General features: G+C 65.7%; 15 protein-coding genes. All 15 read left to right on the plus strand.

Going from position 1 to position 15,651, the window contains the following annotated elements:
- Nucleotide 1: 1 nt before the first annotated feature.
- The 15 genes from EO170_RS14070 to EO170_RS14140 all read left to right on the plus strand — a co-directional run bounded on the left by EO170_RS14070 (nucleotide 2) and on the right by EO170_RS14140 (nucleotide 15,648).
- Entirely contained in the window at nucleotides 2-1,120 is a 1,119-nt protein-coding gene (locus EO170_RS14070; RefSeq protein WP_104582679.1) for a flagellar basal body P-ring protein FlgI, read from the plus strand.
- Between the two features lies 1 nt (nucleotide 1,121).
- The gene (gene flgJ / locus EO170_RS14075; RefSeq protein WP_104582680.1) at nucleotides 1,122-2,300 is read left to right on the plus strand and encodes a flagellar assembly peptidoglycan hydrolase FlgJ; all 1,179 of its coding nucleotides are present in this window, start codon (nucleotides 1,122-1,124) and stop codon (nucleotides 2,298-2,300) included.
- A gap of 11 nt (nucleotides 2,301-2,311) precedes the next feature.
- Nucleotides 2,312-4,186, plus strand: a complete 1,875-nt coding sequence (gene flgK, locus EO170_RS14080) for a flagellar hook-associated protein FlgK (protein ID WP_126945773.1) — start codon at nucleotides 2,312-2,314, stop codon at nucleotides 4,184-4,186.
- Nucleotides 4,186-5,391 (plus strand): flagellar hook-associated protein FlgL, encoded by a 1,206-nt coding sequence (flgL, locus tag EO170_RS14085; protein ID WP_115677162.1) that lies wholly within the window; start codon nucleotides 4,186-4,188, stop codon nucleotides 5,389-5,391. The genes flgK and flgL overlap by 1 nt, the downstream gene beginning before the upstream one ends.
- Nucleotides 5,392-5,708: 317 nt before the next feature.
- A complete protein-coding gene (locus tag EO170_RS14090) occupies nucleotides 5,709-6,908 on the plus strand; it encodes a flagellin (RefSeq protein ID WP_104648707.1) in 1,200 nt (399 codons plus the stop codon).
- Between the two features lie 268 nt (nucleotides 6,909-7,176).
- Nucleotides 7,177-8,502 carry a flagellar filament capping protein FliD gene (gene fliD, locus EO170_RS14095; protein ID WP_104582684.1) on the plus strand — a complete coding sequence of 442 codons (1,326 nt, stop codon included), beginning with the start codon at nucleotides 7,177-7,179 and terminating at the stop codon, nucleotides 8,500-8,502.
- Nucleotides 8,503-8,652: 150 nt separating this feature from the next.
- Nucleotides 8,653-9,066 carry a flagellar export chaperone FliS gene (gene fliS / locus EO170_RS14100; protein ID WP_104537438.1) on the plus strand — a complete coding sequence of 138 codons (414 nt, stop codon included), beginning with the start codon at nucleotides 8,653-8,655 and terminating at the stop codon, nucleotides 9,064-9,066.
- Between the two features lie 8 nt (nucleotides 9,067-9,074).
- Nucleotides 9,075-9,368: a hypothetical protein gene (locus EO170_RS14105; RefSeq protein ID WP_126945844.1), complete on the plus strand. Its 294-nt coding sequence runs from the start codon at nucleotides 9,075-9,077 to the stop codon at nucleotides 9,366-9,368.
- Complete coding sequence (locus EO170_RS14110) at nucleotides 9,368-9,934, plus strand: PilZ domain-containing protein (RefSeq protein ID WP_104582685.1); 567 nt, start codon at nucleotides 9,368-9,370, stop codon at nucleotides 9,932-9,934. The genes EO170_RS14105 and EO170_RS14110 overlap by 1 nt, the downstream gene beginning before the upstream one ends.
- A gap of 69 nt (nucleotides 9,935-10,003) precedes the next feature.
- Complete coding sequence (locus EO170_RS14115; protein ID WP_003482986.1) at nucleotides 10,004-10,636, plus strand: response regulator transcription factor; 633 nt, start codon at nucleotides 10,004-10,006, stop codon at nucleotides 10,634-10,636.
- A 224-nt stretch (nucleotides 10,637-10,860) separates the two neighbouring features.
- Complete coding sequence (gene rpoN, locus EO170_RS14120) at nucleotides 10,861-12,261, plus strand: RNA polymerase factor sigma-54 (RefSeq protein ID WP_104582686.1); 1,401 nt, start codon at nucleotides 10,861-10,863, stop codon at nucleotides 12,259-12,261.
- 8 nt (nucleotides 12,262-12,269) lie between these two features.
- Nucleotides 12,270-12,650, plus strand: a complete 381-nt coding sequence (locus EO170_RS14125) for a response regulator transcription factor (RefSeq protein WP_104582687.1) — start codon at nucleotides 12,270-12,272, stop codon at nucleotides 12,648-12,650.
- Complete coding sequence (locus EO170_RS14130; RefSeq protein ID WP_126945776.1) at nucleotides 12,647-14,131, plus strand: sigma-54 dependent transcriptional regulator; 1,485 nt, start codon at nucleotides 12,647-12,649, stop codon at nucleotides 14,129-14,131. Before EO170_RS14125 ends, EO170_RS14130 begins: the two co-directional genes overlap by 4 nt.
- Before the next feature lie 118 nt (nucleotides 14,132-14,249).
- A complete protein-coding gene (locus tag EO170_RS14135; RefSeq protein WP_126945779.1) occupies nucleotides 14,250-15,359 on the plus strand; it encodes a DegT/DnrJ/EryC1/StrS family aminotransferase in 1,110 nt (369 codons plus the stop codon).
- A 64-nt stretch (nucleotides 15,360-15,423) separates the two neighbouring features.
- Nucleotides 15,424-15,648, plus strand: a complete 225-nt coding sequence (locus EO170_RS14140; RefSeq protein WP_104582690.1) for an acyl carrier protein — start codon at nucleotides 15,424-15,426, stop codon at nucleotides 15,646-15,648.
- Nucleotides 15,649-15,651 lie beyond the last annotated feature (3 nt).

Raw genomic sequence — 15,651 nt, forward strand, 5'->3', positions numbered from 1 at the left:
CATGAATCTGTCTTCCCTGCCCTTCCGTCTGCTGGCTGCCGCTGTGGCGGTCTGTGCGATCGCCGCGCCGGCCTCGGCCGAGCGCATCAAGGATCTTGCCCAGGTCGGCGGCGTGCGCGGCAACGCGCTGGTCGGTTACGGCCTGGTGGTCGGCCTGGACGGCAGCGGCGACCGCACCAGCCAGGCCCCCTTCACCGTGCAGAGCCTGAAGAACCTGCTCGGCGAACTGGGCGTCAATGTTCCGGCGAACGTCAATCCACAGCTGAAGAACGTCGCGGCCGTGGCCATCCATGCCGAACTGCCGCCGTTCGCCAAGCCCGGCCAGCCGATCGACATCACCGTGTCCTCGATCGCCAACGCGGTGTCGCTGCGTGGCGGCTCGCTGCTGATGGCACCGCTGAAAGGCGCCGACGGCCAGGTCTACGCGATGGCGCAGGGCAACCTGGTGGTCGGTGGCTTCGGCGCGCAGGGAAAGGACGGCTCGCGGGTGTCGGTCAATATTCCCAGCGTCGGTCGCATTCCCAACGGCGCCACCGTCGAACGCGCCTTGCCGGATGTGTTTGCCGGCAGCGGCGAGATCACCCTCAACCTGCACCAGAACGATTTCACCACCGTCTCGCGCATGGTCGCGGCGATCGATAGCAGCTTCGGTGCCGGGACCGCACGTGCGGTGGACGGCGTGACCGTGGCAGTGCGCTCGCCGACCGATCCCGGCGCGCGTATCGGCCTGCTGGCGCGGCTGGAAAATGTCGAACTCTCTCCGGGCGACGCGCCGGCCAAGGTGGTGGTCAACGCACGCACCGGCACGGTGGTGATCGGCCAGCTGGTGCGGGTGATGCCGGCGGCGATCGCGCATGGCTCGCTCACCGTGACCATCAGCGAGAACACCAATGTCAGCCAGCCGGGCGCCTTCAGCGGCGGCCGCACCGCGGTGACCCCGCAATCGACGATCACGGCCACCTCCGAAGGCAGCCGCATGTTCAAGTTCGAAGGCGGCACCACGCTCGATCAGATCGTACGCGCGGTCAACGAAGTGGGCGCCGCTCCCGGCGACCTGGTGGCCATCCTGGAAGCGCTCAAGCAAGCCGGTGCGCTCACGGCGGAGCTGGAGGTGATCTGACATGCGTATCGCAGCCTCGCCCATTGATCTCAACCCGAGCACCAAGGCCGATCCCGCCAAGATCGACAAGGTCTCACGTCAGCTCGAAGGACAGTTCGCGCAGATGCTGGTCAAGAGCATGCGCGATGCGAGCTCCGGCGACCCGATGTTTCCGGGCGAAAACCAGATGTTCCGCGAGATGTACGACCAGCAGATGGCCAAGTCGCTGACCGACGGCAAGGGGCTGGGCCTGTCGGCGATGATCTCCAAGCAGCTGAGCGGCGACACCGGTGGCCCGGCGTTGAATACCTCGCTCAGCACCGCCGATGCCGCCAAGGCCTATGCGCTGGTGGCCGGCAAGCGCGACGCCTCGTTGCCGCTGCCGGCCCGTGATGGGGCTGCGGGCAGCGTCGGTGCAGGCATCGGCAGCGCGGCAGGCATCGGCGCAGGCGGCCTGGGCGGCATCGGCATGAGCCAGGTGCTGGATCTGATCGCCGGGCGTACCGGCAGCAGCGAAGCCGGCAGCGACGATGCGGCCGCACTGAGCTGGCCCTCGGCCAACGATCGCTGGGCCGACGTGGCCGCCAGCGACGCCGCCGATGCCAACGCCGCGGTCAATGCGAGCGCGGCGAGCAGCGCCGCTGCCAGCCTGGGCGAGCGCACCCCGGAAGGCTTCGTGGCCAAGATCTGGACGCATGCGCAGAAGGCCGCGCGCGAACTGGGCGTGGATCCGCGTGCACTGGTGGCGCAGGCAGCGCTGGAAACCGGCTGGGGCCGGCGCGGTATCGGCAATGCCGGCAACTCCAACAACCTGTTCGGCATCAAGGCCACCGGCTGGAGCGGCGACAAGGTCACCACCGGCACCCACGAATACGTCAATGGCGTCAAAACCACCGAAACCGCCGATTTCCGTGCCTACGGCTCGGCCGAGGAAAGCTTTGCCGACTACGTGCGGCTGCTGAAGAACAACAGTCGTTACCAGCCCGCGCTGCAGGCCGGCACCGATATCAAGGGTTTTGCACGCGGCTTGCAACAGGCTGGATACGCCACCGATCCGGGCTACGCAGCCAAGATCGCGGCGATCGCCAACGGTCCGACCATCGACCGTGCGGTAGCCGCGATCGGCAACGCGGCGGCCGACCTGTCCAACCGCTATGCCAGCACCGCCGAGCCTGCCGGGCTCGGCACCATCCGTCGTTGAGGTAAACGCCCATGTCCATCATGTCCACCGGGACCAGTGCGCTGATCGCCTTCCAACGGGCGTTGTCGACCGTTAGCCATAACGTCGCCAACATCAATACCGAAGGCTACAGCCGCCAACGTGTGGAATTTGCAACGCGCACGCCTACCGACATGGGCTACGCGTTCGTGGGCAATGGCGCCAAGATCACCGACGTCAGCCGTGTGGCCGACCAGCTGGCCACCTCGCGCCTGCTCGACAGCGGCGGCGAGCTCTCGCGGCTGCAGCAGCTGTCCTCGCTGTCCAACCGCGTCGACAGCCTGTACTCCAACACCGCCACCAATGTGGCCGGGCTGTGGTCGAACTTCTTCGATTCCACCAGCGCGGTGTCGTCCAATGCCTCGTCCACGGCCGAGCGGCAGAGCATGCTCGACAGCGGCAACTCGCTGGCCACGCGTTTCAAGCAGCTCAACGGGCAGATGGACAGCCTCAGCAACGAGGTCAACAGCGGCCTGACCTCCTCGGTGGACGAAGTCAATCGCCTGACCCAGCAGATCGCCAAGATCAACGGCACCATCGGCAGCAGCATCGACAGCGCCTCGCCCGACATGCTCGACCAGCGCGATGCGCTGGTGTCCAAGCTGGTCGGCTACACCGGCGGCACCGCGGTGATGCAGGACGGCGGCTTCATGAACGTTTTCACCGCCGGCGGCCAGGCCCTGGTGGTGGGAACCACCTCGTCCAAGCTGACCACCGTCGCCGACCCGTATCAGCCGACCAAGCTGCAGGTGGCGATGCAGACCCAGGGCCAGAATGTCAGCCTCAGCACCAGCTCGCTGGGCGGGCAGATCGGCGGCCTGCTGGAGTTCCGGACCAGCGTGCTGGAACCGACCCAGGCCGAACTCGGTCGCCTGGCCGTGGGCATGGCCAGCACCTTCAACGCCGGTCACGCGCAAGGCATGGACCTGTATGGCGCGATGGGTGGCAATTTCTTCAACATCGGCTCGCCCACCACCGCCGCCAACCCCGGCAACACCGGCAGCGCGTCGCTGAGCGCCAGCTTCAGCAACATGTCGGCGGTGGATGGGCAGAACGTCACGCTCAGCTTCGACGGCACTGCGTGGAAGGCCACCAATGCCAGCACCGGCTCGGCGGTGCCGCTCAGCGGCACCGGCACCCCGGCCAATCCGCTGGTGCTCAACGGCGTCAGCCTGGTGGTCGGCGGCACGCCGGCCAACGGCGACAAGTTCCTGCTGCAGCCCACCGCCGGGCTGGCCGGCACCCTGTCGGTGGCCATCACCGACCCCTCGCGGATTGCCGCGGCCACCCCGGTCAAGGCCACCGCCACGGTCGCCAACCTGGGTACCGGCAAGATCAGCGACGTCAAGGTCACCAATGCGCAGAACCCGGCGCTGCTGACCCCGTCGTCGGTGGAGTTCATCGACGCCAACCAGTACACCATCGATGGCAGCGGCCCGTTCGCCTACACCGCCGGCCAGACCATCAGCGCCAATGGCTGGAGCTTTGCGCTGGACGGCGCGCCCAAGGCCGGCGACACCTTCGGGGTCGGCCCCACCGGCGCCGGTTCCAGCGACAACGGCAACGTCAAGCTGCTGGCCAAGATCGACGACGCCAAGGCGCTCAGCGGCGGCACGGTCACGCTCAACGGCGCGCTGTCGGGCCTGACCACCTCGGTCGGCTCGGCTGCGCGCGCGGCCAGCTACGCCTCGGATGCGCAGAAGGTCATCAACGACCAGGCGCAGGCCAGCCGCGACTCGATTTCCGGCGTCAACCTCGATGAGGAAGCCGCCAACATGCTGAAGCTGCAGCAGGCCTACCAGGCCGCCGCACAGATGATTTCCACCGCCGACACCATCTTCCAAGCCATCCTGGGCGCCGTACGCTGATGACCGACCGTATCTCCACCAGCATGATGTACAGCCAGTCGGTGTCGTCGATGACGGCCAAGCAGTCCCGGCTGAGCCAGATCCAGGCCCAGCTCGCCAGCGGGCAGCGCCTGGTCACCGCCAAGGACGACCCGGTCGCCGCCGGCACCGCGGTCGGCCTGGATCGCGCGCTGGCGGCGATCACGCGCTTTGGCGAAAACGCCAACAACGTGCAGAACCGGCTCGGCCTGCAGGAAAACGCCCTGTCGCAGGCCGGCGACAAAATGGCGCGCGTCACCGAATTGGCGGTGCAGGCCAACAATTCCTCGCTCAGCCCCGACGACCGCAAGGCGATCGCCTCGGAACTGACCGCGCTGCGCGACAGCATGGTCAGCCTGGCCAACAGCACCGACGGCACCGGGCGCTATCTGTTCGGCGGCAGCGCCGATGGCAGCGCACCGTTCATCAAGAGCAATGGCGGCGTCACCTACAACGGCGACCAGACCCAGAAACAGGTCGAGGTGGCGCCGGACACCTTTGTCAGCGACACCCTGCCCGGCAGCGAAATCTTCATGCGTATCCGCACCGGCGACGGCACCGTGGATGCGCACCCCGACAACGCCAATACCGGCACCGGCCTGCTGCTGGATTTCAGCCGTGATGCCAGTACCGGCAGCTGGAACGGCGGCAGCTACAGCGTGCAGTTCACCGCCGCAGACACCTACGAGGTGCGCGACAGCACCAATACGGTGGTCGGGACCGGCACCTACAAGGATGGCGAAGACATCAACGCGGCCGGCGTGCGCATGCGCATCAGCGGTGCACCGGCGGTGGGCGACAGTTTCCAGATCGGCGCCTCCACCACCAAGGACGTGTTCTCCACCATCGACGACCTGGTCGGCGCGCTCAATTCCGACACCCAGACCCCGCCGCAGAAGGCGGCGATGATCAACACGCTGCAGTCGTCGATGCGCGACATCGCACAGGCCTCGTCGAAGATGATCGATGCGCGCGCCTCCGGCGGCGCGCAGCTGTCGGCGATCGATAACGCCAACTCGCTGCTCGAATCCAACGAGGTCACCCTCAAGACCACCCTGTCGTCGATCCGCGACCTGGATTTCGCCTCGGCGCTCGGGCAATACGAACTGGAGAAGGCCTCGTTGCAGGCCGCCCAAACGATTTTTCAGCAGATGCAGTCGTCGTCGTTGTTTAACCTGATCCGCTGATTTTCCGCAGAAAACCCACATTTTCTGCACGCCTGCGCGCGCGCACCTGCGCAGGCCGACGGAGTTTATTCGTCAAAAGTTATACCAACGCTAAAGATCGACGGGGTGCTGCCGAATAAACCAAACCCCTTGCTACACAACGCTTCCGTATTTCGTCCTGCAGCAGAAAGACAGCAAAAAAACACTGGATTTCGCTAAAGGTTCCCGACGCAACGCCGTTATTCATCTCAGCAGCGGCAACGGCCAACTTGATGGCCCCCCTGCGGAGGCTCCGGGCAAGTCCCCCTTGCCGGAAAAATCGCTTAGGAGAAATCAAAATGGCACAGGTAATCAACACCAACGTAATGTCGCTGAACGCTCAGCGTAACCTCAACACCAGCAGCGCGAGCATGTCGACGAGCATCCAGCGTCTGTCCTCGGGTCTGCGCATCAACAGCGCCAAGGACGACGCCGCAGGTCTGGCGATCTCCGAGCGCTTCACCACGCAGATCCGCGGCCTGGACGTTGCCTCGCGCAACGCCAACGACGGTATCTCGCTGGCCCAGACCGCCGAAGGCGCGATGGTCGAAATCGGCAGCAACCTGCAGCGTATCCGCGAGCTGTCGGTGCAGTCGTCCAACGCCACCAACTCGCCGACCGACCGTGACGCGCTGAACTCCGAAGTCAAGCAGCTCACCGCCGAAATCGACCGCGTCGCCAACCAGACCAACTTCAACGGCACCAAGCTGTTGAACGGCGACTTCTCCGGCGCGCTGTTCCAGGTCGGCGCCGACGCCGGCCAGACCATCGGCATCAACAGCATCGTCGACGCCAACGTCGATTCGCTGGGCAAGGCCAACTTCGCTGCCGCCGTTTCCGGCGCTGGCGTGAGCGGCACCTCCACCGCCTCCGGCTCGATCAGCGGCATGAGTCTGTCGTTCAAGGACGCCAGCGGTGCGGCCAAGAGCGTCACCATCGCGGACGTCAAGGTCGGCGTCGGCGAGAGCGCTGCCGATGTCAACAAGAAGGTGGCTGCCGCGATCAACGACAAGCTCGACCAGACCGGCATGTACGCCTCGATCAAGACCGACGGTACTGTGCAGATCGAATCGCTGAAGGCTGGCCAGGACTTCACCTCGCTGACCGCCGGTACCTCCAGCGCCGCAGGCATCACCGTCGGCGCCGGCATCACCACCGCCTCGGCCGCTTCCGGCTCCACCGCTTCGACCCTGAGCACCCTGGACATCTCCACGTTCTCCGGCGCACAGAAGGCCCTGGAAATCGTCGACAAGGCGCTGACCGCGGTCAACTCCTCGCGCGCCGACATGGGTGCGGTGCAGAACCGCTTCACCTCCACCATCGCCAACCTGAGCGCAACCTCGGAAAACCTGTCGGCCTCGCGTAGCCGTATCCGCGACACCGACTACGCCAAGGAAACCGCCGAGCTGACCCGCACGCAGATCCTGCAGCAGGCCGGTACCGCGATGCTGGCCCAGGCCAAGTCGGTTCCGCAGAACGTGCTGAGCCTGCTGCAGTAATCGGCAGCGCGTCGCAGCAAGTCCAAAGCCCCTCTCCGGAGGGGCTTTTTTGTGGTCGCAGATTTTCAGCCGCAGGGATTCGACACGATTGCGCAGCACGGGTTTCTGGCGCGGGTTTCCTGACGCATCGCCGGCATGGAAATTGCAACACCCAACCTCGTGAGCGAGACGGGCTCGCCGCCGCTAAAGTCCTCGCCGAGGCGGCCGATACCCGTCTCGTAATCCCATGCGTCCATCCTTGCTTGGACGCCCAGACGAGGAATGCAACATGGCATCGGTGATCAGCACTTCCGGCTCCGGTCTGGACATCCCCACCGTGGTGTCCACCCTGGTTTCCCGGCAGAAAGACCCGGAGCAGGCGCGCATCAACAAGGCCGGAGCCGCTGCGACGACGCAGCTGTCGGCGATCAGCCAGATCAAGAGCAGCATGACCACGCTCAAGTCTGCGCTGGACAAGGTCATCAGCAGCGCCGACACCAATGCCTACAAGGCAACGGTGCCTACCGATGCCGGCTTCACCGCCACCACCACCAGCTCGGCCGCGCCGGGCAACTACTCGGTGGAAGTGGTCTCGCTCGCCAGCGCGCAGAAGCTCGCCTCCGGCGCGTTCGTCGCCGATGCCACTGTCGGCAGCGGCACGCTGACGATCGGGTATGGCGACAAGAAGATCACCGTTGACATCAGCGGCACCGACAAGCTCACCGACATCGCTGCGGCCATCAACAAGGCGGCCGGCGGCAAGGGCGTCAACGCCAGCGTGGTGACCGCCAACGACGGCCAGCACCTGGTGTTCAACGCGGTCGACTCCGGGACCAAGGGCGCGCTGACCGTCAGTGCCAGCGACCCGAGCCTGAGCAGCCTCACCTACGGCCCCGGCGTCAGCGGCGGCCTGACCCAGTCCGTGGCCGCAACCGATGCGCTGGTGCGCGTGGACGGCTTCGAACGCACCTCCAGCTCCAACACCGTCACCGACATCGTGCCGGGCGTGGTGCTCAACCTCACCAAGGCCGCCGAAGGCACCAAGGTCACGTTGGGCGTTGCGGCCGACACCAGCAGCCTCAAGGCCAATCTGACTGCGTACGCCGCCGCCTACAACACCGCCAACACCTTGCTGGCCAAGAGCAGCGCCTACGACGCCACCACCAAGACGGCCGCGGCACTCACCGGCGACTCGCTGGTGCGCGGCCTGCAGCAGCAGCTGCGCGGCCAGGTCAGCGGCAACCTCATCGAACTCAAGGGGCTCGGCCTGACCATCGACAAGGATGGCGTGATGAGCTTCGATGGCGGCAAGTTCGATACCGCCATCGCCGAGGACGGTGGTGCCGCCGCCGAGGTGTTCGGCAAGGACAGCAAGTTCGGCTCGGCCATGACCAAGCTGCTCGACAGCAACGTCAACGCCAACGACGGCACCCTGACCATGCGCTCGGACAGCCTGAACAAGCAGATCAAGGGCTACGAGTCTGACCTGGACGACCTCGACGCGCGCATGACCAAGCTCAGCGATCGCTACACCGCCCAGTTCACCGCGATGGAAACCATGATCAGCAAGCTGCAGAGCAGCACCAGTTCGCTCAGCAGCCTGCTGACAGGCTGATTTTCGTGATCACGATCCTCAAGTCCCGCAATGGTCTTGCCGATACAAGAAGGGCCTATCGTGATATCGGCCTTGCCTTCCGGCAGGAGCGTCGTCGCCCGAGCGCAGCGCTCCGGGACCCGCGAAGGTCAGCCCATTGAGGAGTCATCCATGTACGGTTCCAATCGTCAGTATGCCGAGCAATACCGCAAGGTCGGCGTGTCCACCAGCGTGACCGAAGCCGACCCGCACAAGCTGGTGTCGCTGCTGTTCGCCGGCGCCTGCCAGCGCATCCGCCTGGCCCAGGCCTGCTTGGCGCAGGGCGACCAGGCGCGCAAGGGCAAGGCCATCGGCGAAGCCTGTGCGATCGTCGGTCACTTGAACGGTTCGCTCGATCACGAAGCCGGTGGCGAGATCGCTGGTAACCTGTCGGCGCTCTACGACTACGTGATGCAGCGGCTGACTGCCGCCAACCTGCACAACGACGAAACCGCGTTGACCGAAGCGCTGGAGTTGCTCAGCGAAATCGACTCGGCGTGGAATTCCATCCCCCTCGATCAACGCGGCCTTTCTGCCGTTTCGTGAGCCAGACCATGCATAACGCGCAGAGCCTTCAAGCCGAAATCGCCGACATCCGCCTGGCCATGGCGCAGGAGGAATTTGAGGTAATGCCGTTCATGCTGGACACCCACGATCTGCACCTGCGCGAGTACGCGCAACAGGCGGACCTGGGCCAGGACCGCGAGGCACTGCAGACGCTGCAGGCCATGCAGCAGGATCTGATGCGGATGATGCTCGAGCGCCGCCGCAAGTTGCTGGACCTGATCCGCGCGCAGCGTACGTCCTCCTCGGCCAGCCGCGCCTACGCACGGGTCGGGCGGATCTGATGCCCGTGCTCGGCACACTCGCGCCATCGGCCGATGCCGCGCTGTTCGCCGACACGCTCAGCTGCGAAGTGCGTCTGCCGGCCGGCTTCCGCGCCGGCAGCGATGCCGGCCCGCACGGCGCTGCGGAAACCCTGCTGCGCAGCCTGGGCCAGGTGGAAGACCTGCGCAGCGAAGACACAAGCGAAGACCGTGGCGAGCTGCCGCTGCTGGTGCAGCGCATGGACGCCAAGCTCGACCTGATGCTGGCCCTGATCGGCCGTCTGGTGCAGCAGGGCGACAGCGGACTGATCCAGGCGAACGTGCAGTGGTCGGTGCGCGGAATCCGCCTGAGCTGCGCAAGCAGCCATCCGCCGGGCACGTTGGGGAGTGTTTGCCTGCAACCGTCCGACTGGCTTCCTGAACTGGTACAGCTTCCTGCCGAGGTCCTGGCAAGCGCAAGTGATGGTCACGACCATTGGCTTTGGCTGCGGTTTGCGCCGCTTTCGCCAGGCTTGCAGGAGGCGCTGGAACGTCATCTGTTCCGTCTGCATCGCCGTCAGATCGCCGACGCCCGCCGCCAGCGCTGATACCGCCTGTTGGCGCGGGGCGCCGGGTCGGCTAAGGTGCCCTTTACTGAAAAAGGTCTCTTCTGCGCCGTGCGAGTCATCATCGTCGACGATCACACCCTTGTCCGTGCCGGCTTGTCCAGGCTGCTGCAAACCTTCGCCGGCATCGATGTCGTGGGTGAGGCCAGCAACGCACAGCAAGCCCTGGACATGACATCCCTGCACCGGCCTGATCTGGTGTTGATGGATCTGTCCCTGCCCGGCCGCAGCGGCCTGGATGCCATGACCGATGTGTTGCGCGCTGCGCCGCGTACGCACGTGGTGATGATGTCGATGCACGACGACCCGGTGCACGTGCGCGATGCGCTGGATCGCGGCGCGGTCGGCTTCGTGGTCAAGGATGCCGCGCCGCTGGAGCTGGAGCTGGCACTGCGTGCAGCGGCGGCCGGCCAGGTGTTCCTGAGCCCGCAGATTTCGTCCAAGATGATCGCGCCGATGCTGGGCCGCGAAAAACCGGTCGGCATTGCCGCCTTGTCGCCGCGCCAGCGCGAGATCCTGCGCGAGATCGGCCGCGGCCAGAGCAACAAGGAAATCGCCGCCGACCTCGGCATCAGCGTCAAGACGGTGGAGACCCACCGCGCGCGCATGATGGAATCGCTCGGTTGCCGGCGTGCCAACGATCTGGTGTTGCTGGCGGCCAAGCATCACAACGAACTGGTCTGAGCGCCGGCCGCCGGGCGATGACCGGAAACGGCCGCCAGCGAACAAAACAGTGACGGGATTCCGGCGAGCACGCTTGAGTCCGTCTTGTACGTCAGGGAATTCCCCACGCGCTGTCAGGAAAATCACGAATTGCCTCACGCGATTCCCTGATTAGAAACCCGTCGCCTTGTCCTGCAAGATGCGTTCCATCGCTGCCACGTGCGGCGCCTTCCGGAAGCGCTTCGATGAAGACGACCATTTCCGCCCAGCTTGGCCAGCAACTGCACCTGACCCCGCAGTTGCTGCAGTCGATCCGTCTGTTGCAGTTGGACGGCATGCAGTTGGAACTGGAAATCCGTCGCGCGCTGGAAACCAATCCACTGCTGGAGCTGGAAGAGCTGGCCGACAGCGACGCCGTCGCGAGCAGCGACGATGGCGCCTCCGATGTCGCCGCCTTCGACGAACTGCCGGAAAGCACGATGTGGGACGTGCCGAGCAGCAGCTGGAACGATGGCGACGACGACCGCATGCAGCGCGTGGCAGCCGGTGAATCCACCGACCCGCACGTGCGCATCCTGCGCGAGCTGGCGCTGGACCTGGACGAGGCCGCATTGGGGGCCGCCGCGTTCTGGCTGGAGCAGACCGACGACGCCGGCTATCTGACCGAGGCCCTGGCGACGCTGCAGCAGCTCGGCGCGACCCGTCTTGGTATGACCGTGCAGGCAGTGGAAGCGGTCCGCCAGCGCCTGCTGCACGGCGACCCGGCCGGCCTGGCCGCCTGCGACCTGCGCGAGTGCCTGCAGGCCCAGCTGAGCGCCCTGCCCGGCCGTGTGCCGGCGCGTCATCTGGCCGCGCGCATCCTTGCCGGCGACCTGGACCTGCTGGCCAGCCACGACTATCCGCTGCTGGCGCGCGCACACGATGCCGAAGTGGACGATGCACGCGAGGCGGTCCGGCTGATCCTGTCGCTGCAACCGCGCCCCGGCGATGACCTGCTGCAGGAAAGCAACGCCAGCGTGATTCCGGATGTGCTCGCCTGGCATGCCGACGGCAGCTGGCGGGTGGCATTGAACCCGGCCACCACCCATCGGGTGAGCATCAATCCCGTGCATGAGCGTGCACTGGCCGAGGCCGGCGATGCCGCCCAGCCGCTGCGCGACATGCTGCAGGAAGCGCGCTGGCTGACCCGCGGGCTGTCGATGCGCTACGAGACCCTGCTGCGTGCCACGCGCGCCATCGTCGAACGCCAGGCCACGTTCCTGGTGCGCGGTGAGGAAGCGATGGCACCGCTGACGCTGAAGGAAATCGCCGATGAGATCGGCATGCACGAATCGACGATTTCGCGCATTACCACCGGCAAATACATCCAGACCCCGCGCGGCACCTTCGAGCTCAAGCACTTCTTTGCGGTGCGCCTGGAAGGTGCCAGCGTTTCCGGCCAGGCGGTCAAGGCGATGGTGCGCCGGCTGATCGAAAGCGAGCCGGCCGGCCGGCCGCTGGCCGACGAAGCCATCGCCGGGCTGTTGTCGCGCCAGGGCGTTAACATTGCCCGTCGCACTGTGGCCAAGTACCGCGAACAACTCGACATCGCCCCGGCACGCGAGCGCCGCCGCACCAACAAACCGCCGCTTGCCCGGGCAGGATAAGGATTACTATGAGCAAACTCACCGTGCTGCTGGTCGACGACCACGAGGGCTTCATCAACGCTGCGATGCGTCATTTTCGCAAAGTGGAGTGGCTCGATATCGTGGGCAGTGCCGCCAATGGACTGGAAGCGATCGAGCGCTCTGAGTCGCTGCGCCCCAATGTCGTGCTGATGGACCTGGCCATGCCGGAGATGGGCGGGCTGCAGGCAACGCGTCTGATCAAGACGCAGGACGATCCGCCGTATATTGTCATCGCGAGCCACTTCGACGATGCAGAGCATCGTGAACACGCTCTTCGCGCGGGTGCTGACAATTTTGTTAGCAAGCTGTCCTATATCCAGGAAGTCATGCCAATCCTGGAGGGCCTGACGGTAAGGAGCCAGGAATGAGTGAGTCCCGCATTCTGTTGATCGACAGCGATGCCGTGCGCGCCGAGCGCACCGTCTCGTTGCTCGAGTTCATGGACTTCAATCCACGCTGGGTCACCGACGGCGCCGACATCAATCCTGGCCGCCATCGCCATGACGAGTGGATGGCGGTGATGGTGGGCTCGGCGCAGGATGCCGCACAGGCCGACAAGTTCTTCGACTGGCTGGCCGATGCCAAGCTGCCGCCACCGGTGTTGCTGATGGAAGGCAGCCCGAGCGCGTTTGCGCAGGCCCACGGCCTGCACGAAGCCAATGTCTGGACGCTGGACACGCCGCTGCGGCATACACAGCTGGAAGCCTTGCTGCGCCGTGCCAGCCTCAAGCGCCTGGATGCCGAGCACCAGGCCGGCGTGCAGCAGGACACCGGCCCGACCGGCAACAGCGAGGCGGTGACCCGCTTGCGCCGCCTGATCGACCAGGTGGCCGCCTTCGACACCACGGTGCTGGTGCTGGGCGAATCGGGGACCGGCAAGGAGGTCGTGGCACGCGCCATCCACCAGCATTCGCCACGGCGCGACGGACCGTTCGTGGCGATCAACTGCGGTGCGATCCCGCCGGACCTGCTGGAAAGCGAGCTGTTCGGCCACGAAAAAGGCGCCTTCACCGGCGCGCTGAGCACCCGCAAGGGCCGCTTCGAAATGGCCGAGGGCGGCACCCTGCTGCTGGACGAGATCGGCGACATGAGCCTGCCGATGCAGGTCAAGCTGCTGCGCGTGCTGCAGGAGCGCAGCTTCGAGCGCGTCGGCGGGGGCCAGACCATCCGTTGCAACGTGCGCGTGATCGCCGCGACCCACCGCAACCTGGAAACCCGCATCAGCGACGGCCAGTTCCGCGAGGACCTGTTCTATCGCCTCAACGTGTTCCCGATCGAGATGCCGGCACTGCGGGAACGCGTCGACGACCTGGCCATGCTGGTGCAGACCATCGCCGGGCAACTGGCACGCACCGGACGCGGCGAAGTGCGCTTTGCCGACGAGGCCCTGCAGGCGCTGCGCAGCTACGACTGGCCGGGCAACGTACGCGAGCTGACCAATCTGGTGGAGCGCCTGGCGGTGCTGCATCCAGGCGGTTTGGTACGCGTGCAGGACTTGCCGGCACGCTACCGCGGTGATTTTGCCTCGGCCATTGCGGTCGAGCCCGTGCCGGAGCCGGCACTGTTTGCCGCCCCCGTCGAAGCCGTCGCGCTGCCGGGCAATGTGGTGACCCTGCAGCCTGCAACCGCCGATGCCGAGCCGGCGACCAGTTCCAGCCTGCCTGACGATGGCATCGACCTGCGGGGCCACATGGCCAACATCGAGCTGGCGTTGATCAACGAGGCGCTGGAACGCACCCAGGGCGTGGTGGCACATGCAGCGCAGCTGCTCGGCCTGCGCCGCACCACGCTGGTGGAAAAGCTGCGCAAGTACGGCATCGATCGCGAGCAGACCGAGCTGGCGAACTGAGCGGGGCGCATTCCTGGCCCCGCTTGCTGGCACGGCACTTGCTTCAGCAGGATCACACCGTCCGCAGCTGTCGGCTGCGGCGCAATCCCGACATTCACCAGCACCTGCCGAGGCATTGATGCCCATCCCCGTCACCAGCCCGCTGCTGCCGCCGCTGGAAGAATTTCTGCCCTACCTGGAGCAGATCTGGGACAGCCGCATTGTCAGCAATGGCGGTGACATGCATCACGCCTTCGAACGCGCGTTGTGCGAGTACCTGGGTGTGCCGCACCTGGCCTTGCTCACCAACGGCACCACCGCGTTGATCACAGCGCTGCAGGCGCTGCGCATCACTGGGGAGGTCATCACCACGCCCTACTCGTTCGTGGCCACTGCGCATTCGCTGCTGTGGAAAGGCATCACGCCGGTGTTCGTGGATATCGACCCGGTGACGCTCAACATGGATCCGTCCAAGATCGAGGCGGCCATCACCCCCCAGACCACCGCCATCATGCCGGTGCACTGCTACGGCACTGCCTGCGAAACCACCGCCATCACCCGCATCGCCGACATCTACAACCTCAAGGTGATCTACGACGCGGCGCATGCGTTCGGGGTGCGCGACGAGGGGGGCTCGATCCTGCGTCACGGCGACCTGAGCGCGTTGAGCTTCCACGCCACCAAGGTATTCAATACCTTCGAAGGTGGCGCCATCGTCTGCCCCGACGAACGCACCTACCAGCGCATCGGGCATCTGAAGAATTTCGGCTTCGTCGATGAGACCACGGTGGTGGCACCCGGCATCAACGGCAAGATGAATGAGATCAGCGCGGCCTTCGGCCTGCTGCAGCTCAAGCACATCGACCATGCCATCGCCCAGCGCAGCGCCATCGACGCGCAGTATCGGCAGCGCCTGAGCGATGTCCGCGGCGTGCGCTGCGTGGCGCGGCCAGATCATGCCAGTGCCAACTACGCGTACTTTCCGATCCTGGTGCAGGACGACTACCCGTTGTCGCGCGATGCGCTGTATCAGTTGATGCGCGAGCACGGCATCCTGGTACGGCGCTATTTCTATCCGTTGATCAGTGATTTCCCGATGTATCGCGCCCTGCCCTCCTCGGCGCCGGCACGGCTGCCGGTCGCGCGCTCGGTGGCCGCACAGGTACTGTGCCTGCCGATCTTTCCTGGCCTGACCCGCGACCAGGTCGATACCATTGCCGATCTGATCGCCAGGCAACAGGCGACATGACGGCAACCCGCTCCACGCTTTTTTCAGACTCCCGCATCTTCAACAGGCAACCAGGCGAGATCGCATGACCCAGGCAACGTTTATCGAGAACTTCATCGCCGCCACCGACTTCCAGGAGCCGGTCGAGGTCACCGCCGACACCGTGCTGCTCGAACTCCCGGAATGGGATTCGCTGGCCGCACTGGGCGTGATCGTGATGTTCGACATGGAGTACGGCAAGACCATCACCGGCGAGGACCTGACCGCCGCCGTCACCGTCGGCGATCTCTACAAACTGACCGAGGCGTAAGCA

The sequence above is a fragment of the Xanthomonas sp. BRIP62409 genome (assembly GCF_003992965.1).
In the GTDB taxonomy this organism is placed as follows: domain Bacteria; phylum Pseudomonadota; class Gammaproteobacteria; order Xanthomonadales; family Xanthomonadaceae; genus Xanthomonas; species Xanthomonas euroxanthea.

What these genes read in the sequence shown, in the direction of transcription:
- EO170_RS14135 (WP_126945779.1), top strand. Translation starts at nt 14,250, where the DNA reads ATGCCCATCCCCGTCACCAGCCCGCTGCTGCCGCCGCTGGAAGAATTT.
- flgL (WP_115677162.1), top strand. Translation starts at nt 4,186, where the DNA reads ATGACCGACCGTATCTCCACCAGCATGATGTACAGCCAGTCGGTGTCG.
- rpoN (WP_104582686.1), top strand. Translation starts at nt 10,861, where the DNA reads ATGAAGACGACCATTTCCGCCCAGCTTGGCCAGCAACTGCACCTGACC.
- flgK (WP_126945773.1), top strand. Translation starts at nt 2,312, where the DNA reads ATGTCCATCATGTCCACCGGGACCAGTGCGCTGATCGCCTTCCAACGG.
- flgJ (WP_104582680.1), top strand. Translation starts at nt 1,122, where the DNA reads ATGCGTATCGCAGCCTCGCCCATTGATCTCAACCCGAGCACCAAGGCC.
- EO170_RS14130 (WP_126945776.1), top strand. Translation starts at nt 12,647, where the DNA reads ATGAGTGAGTCCCGCATTCTGTTGATCGACAGCGATGCCGTGCGCGCC.
- EO170_RS14070 (WP_104582679.1), top strand. Translation starts at nt 2, where the DNA reads ATGAATCTGTCTTCCCTGCCCTTCCGTCTGCTGGCTGCCGCTGTGGCG.
- EO170_RS14125 (WP_104582687.1), top strand. Translation starts at nt 12,270, where the DNA reads ATGAGCAAACTCACCGTGCTGCTGGTCGACGACCACGAGGGCTTCATC.
- EO170_RS14105 (WP_126945844.1), top strand. Translation starts at nt 9,075, where the DNA reads ATGCATAACGCGCAGAGCCTTCAAGCCGAAATCGCCGACATCCGCCTG.
- fliD (WP_104582684.1), top strand. Translation starts at nt 7,177, where the DNA reads ATGGCATCGGTGATCAGCACTTCCGGCTCCGGTCTGGACATCCCCACC.
- EO170_RS14140 (WP_104582690.1), top strand. Translation starts at nt 15,424, where the DNA reads ATGACCCAGGCAACGTTTATCGAGAACTTCATCGCCGCCACCGACTTC.
- EO170_RS14110 (WP_104582685.1), top strand. Translation starts at nt 9,368, where the DNA reads ATGCCCGTGCTCGGCACACTCGCGCCATCGGCCGATGCCGCGCTGTTC.
- EO170_RS14090 (WP_104648707.1), top strand. Translation starts at nt 5,709, where the DNA reads ATGGCACAGGTAATCAACACCAACGTAATGTCGCTGAACGCTCAGCGT.
- fliS (WP_104537438.1), top strand. Translation starts at nt 8,653, where the DNA reads ATGTACGGTTCCAATCGTCAGTATGCCGAGCAATACCGCAAGGTCGGC.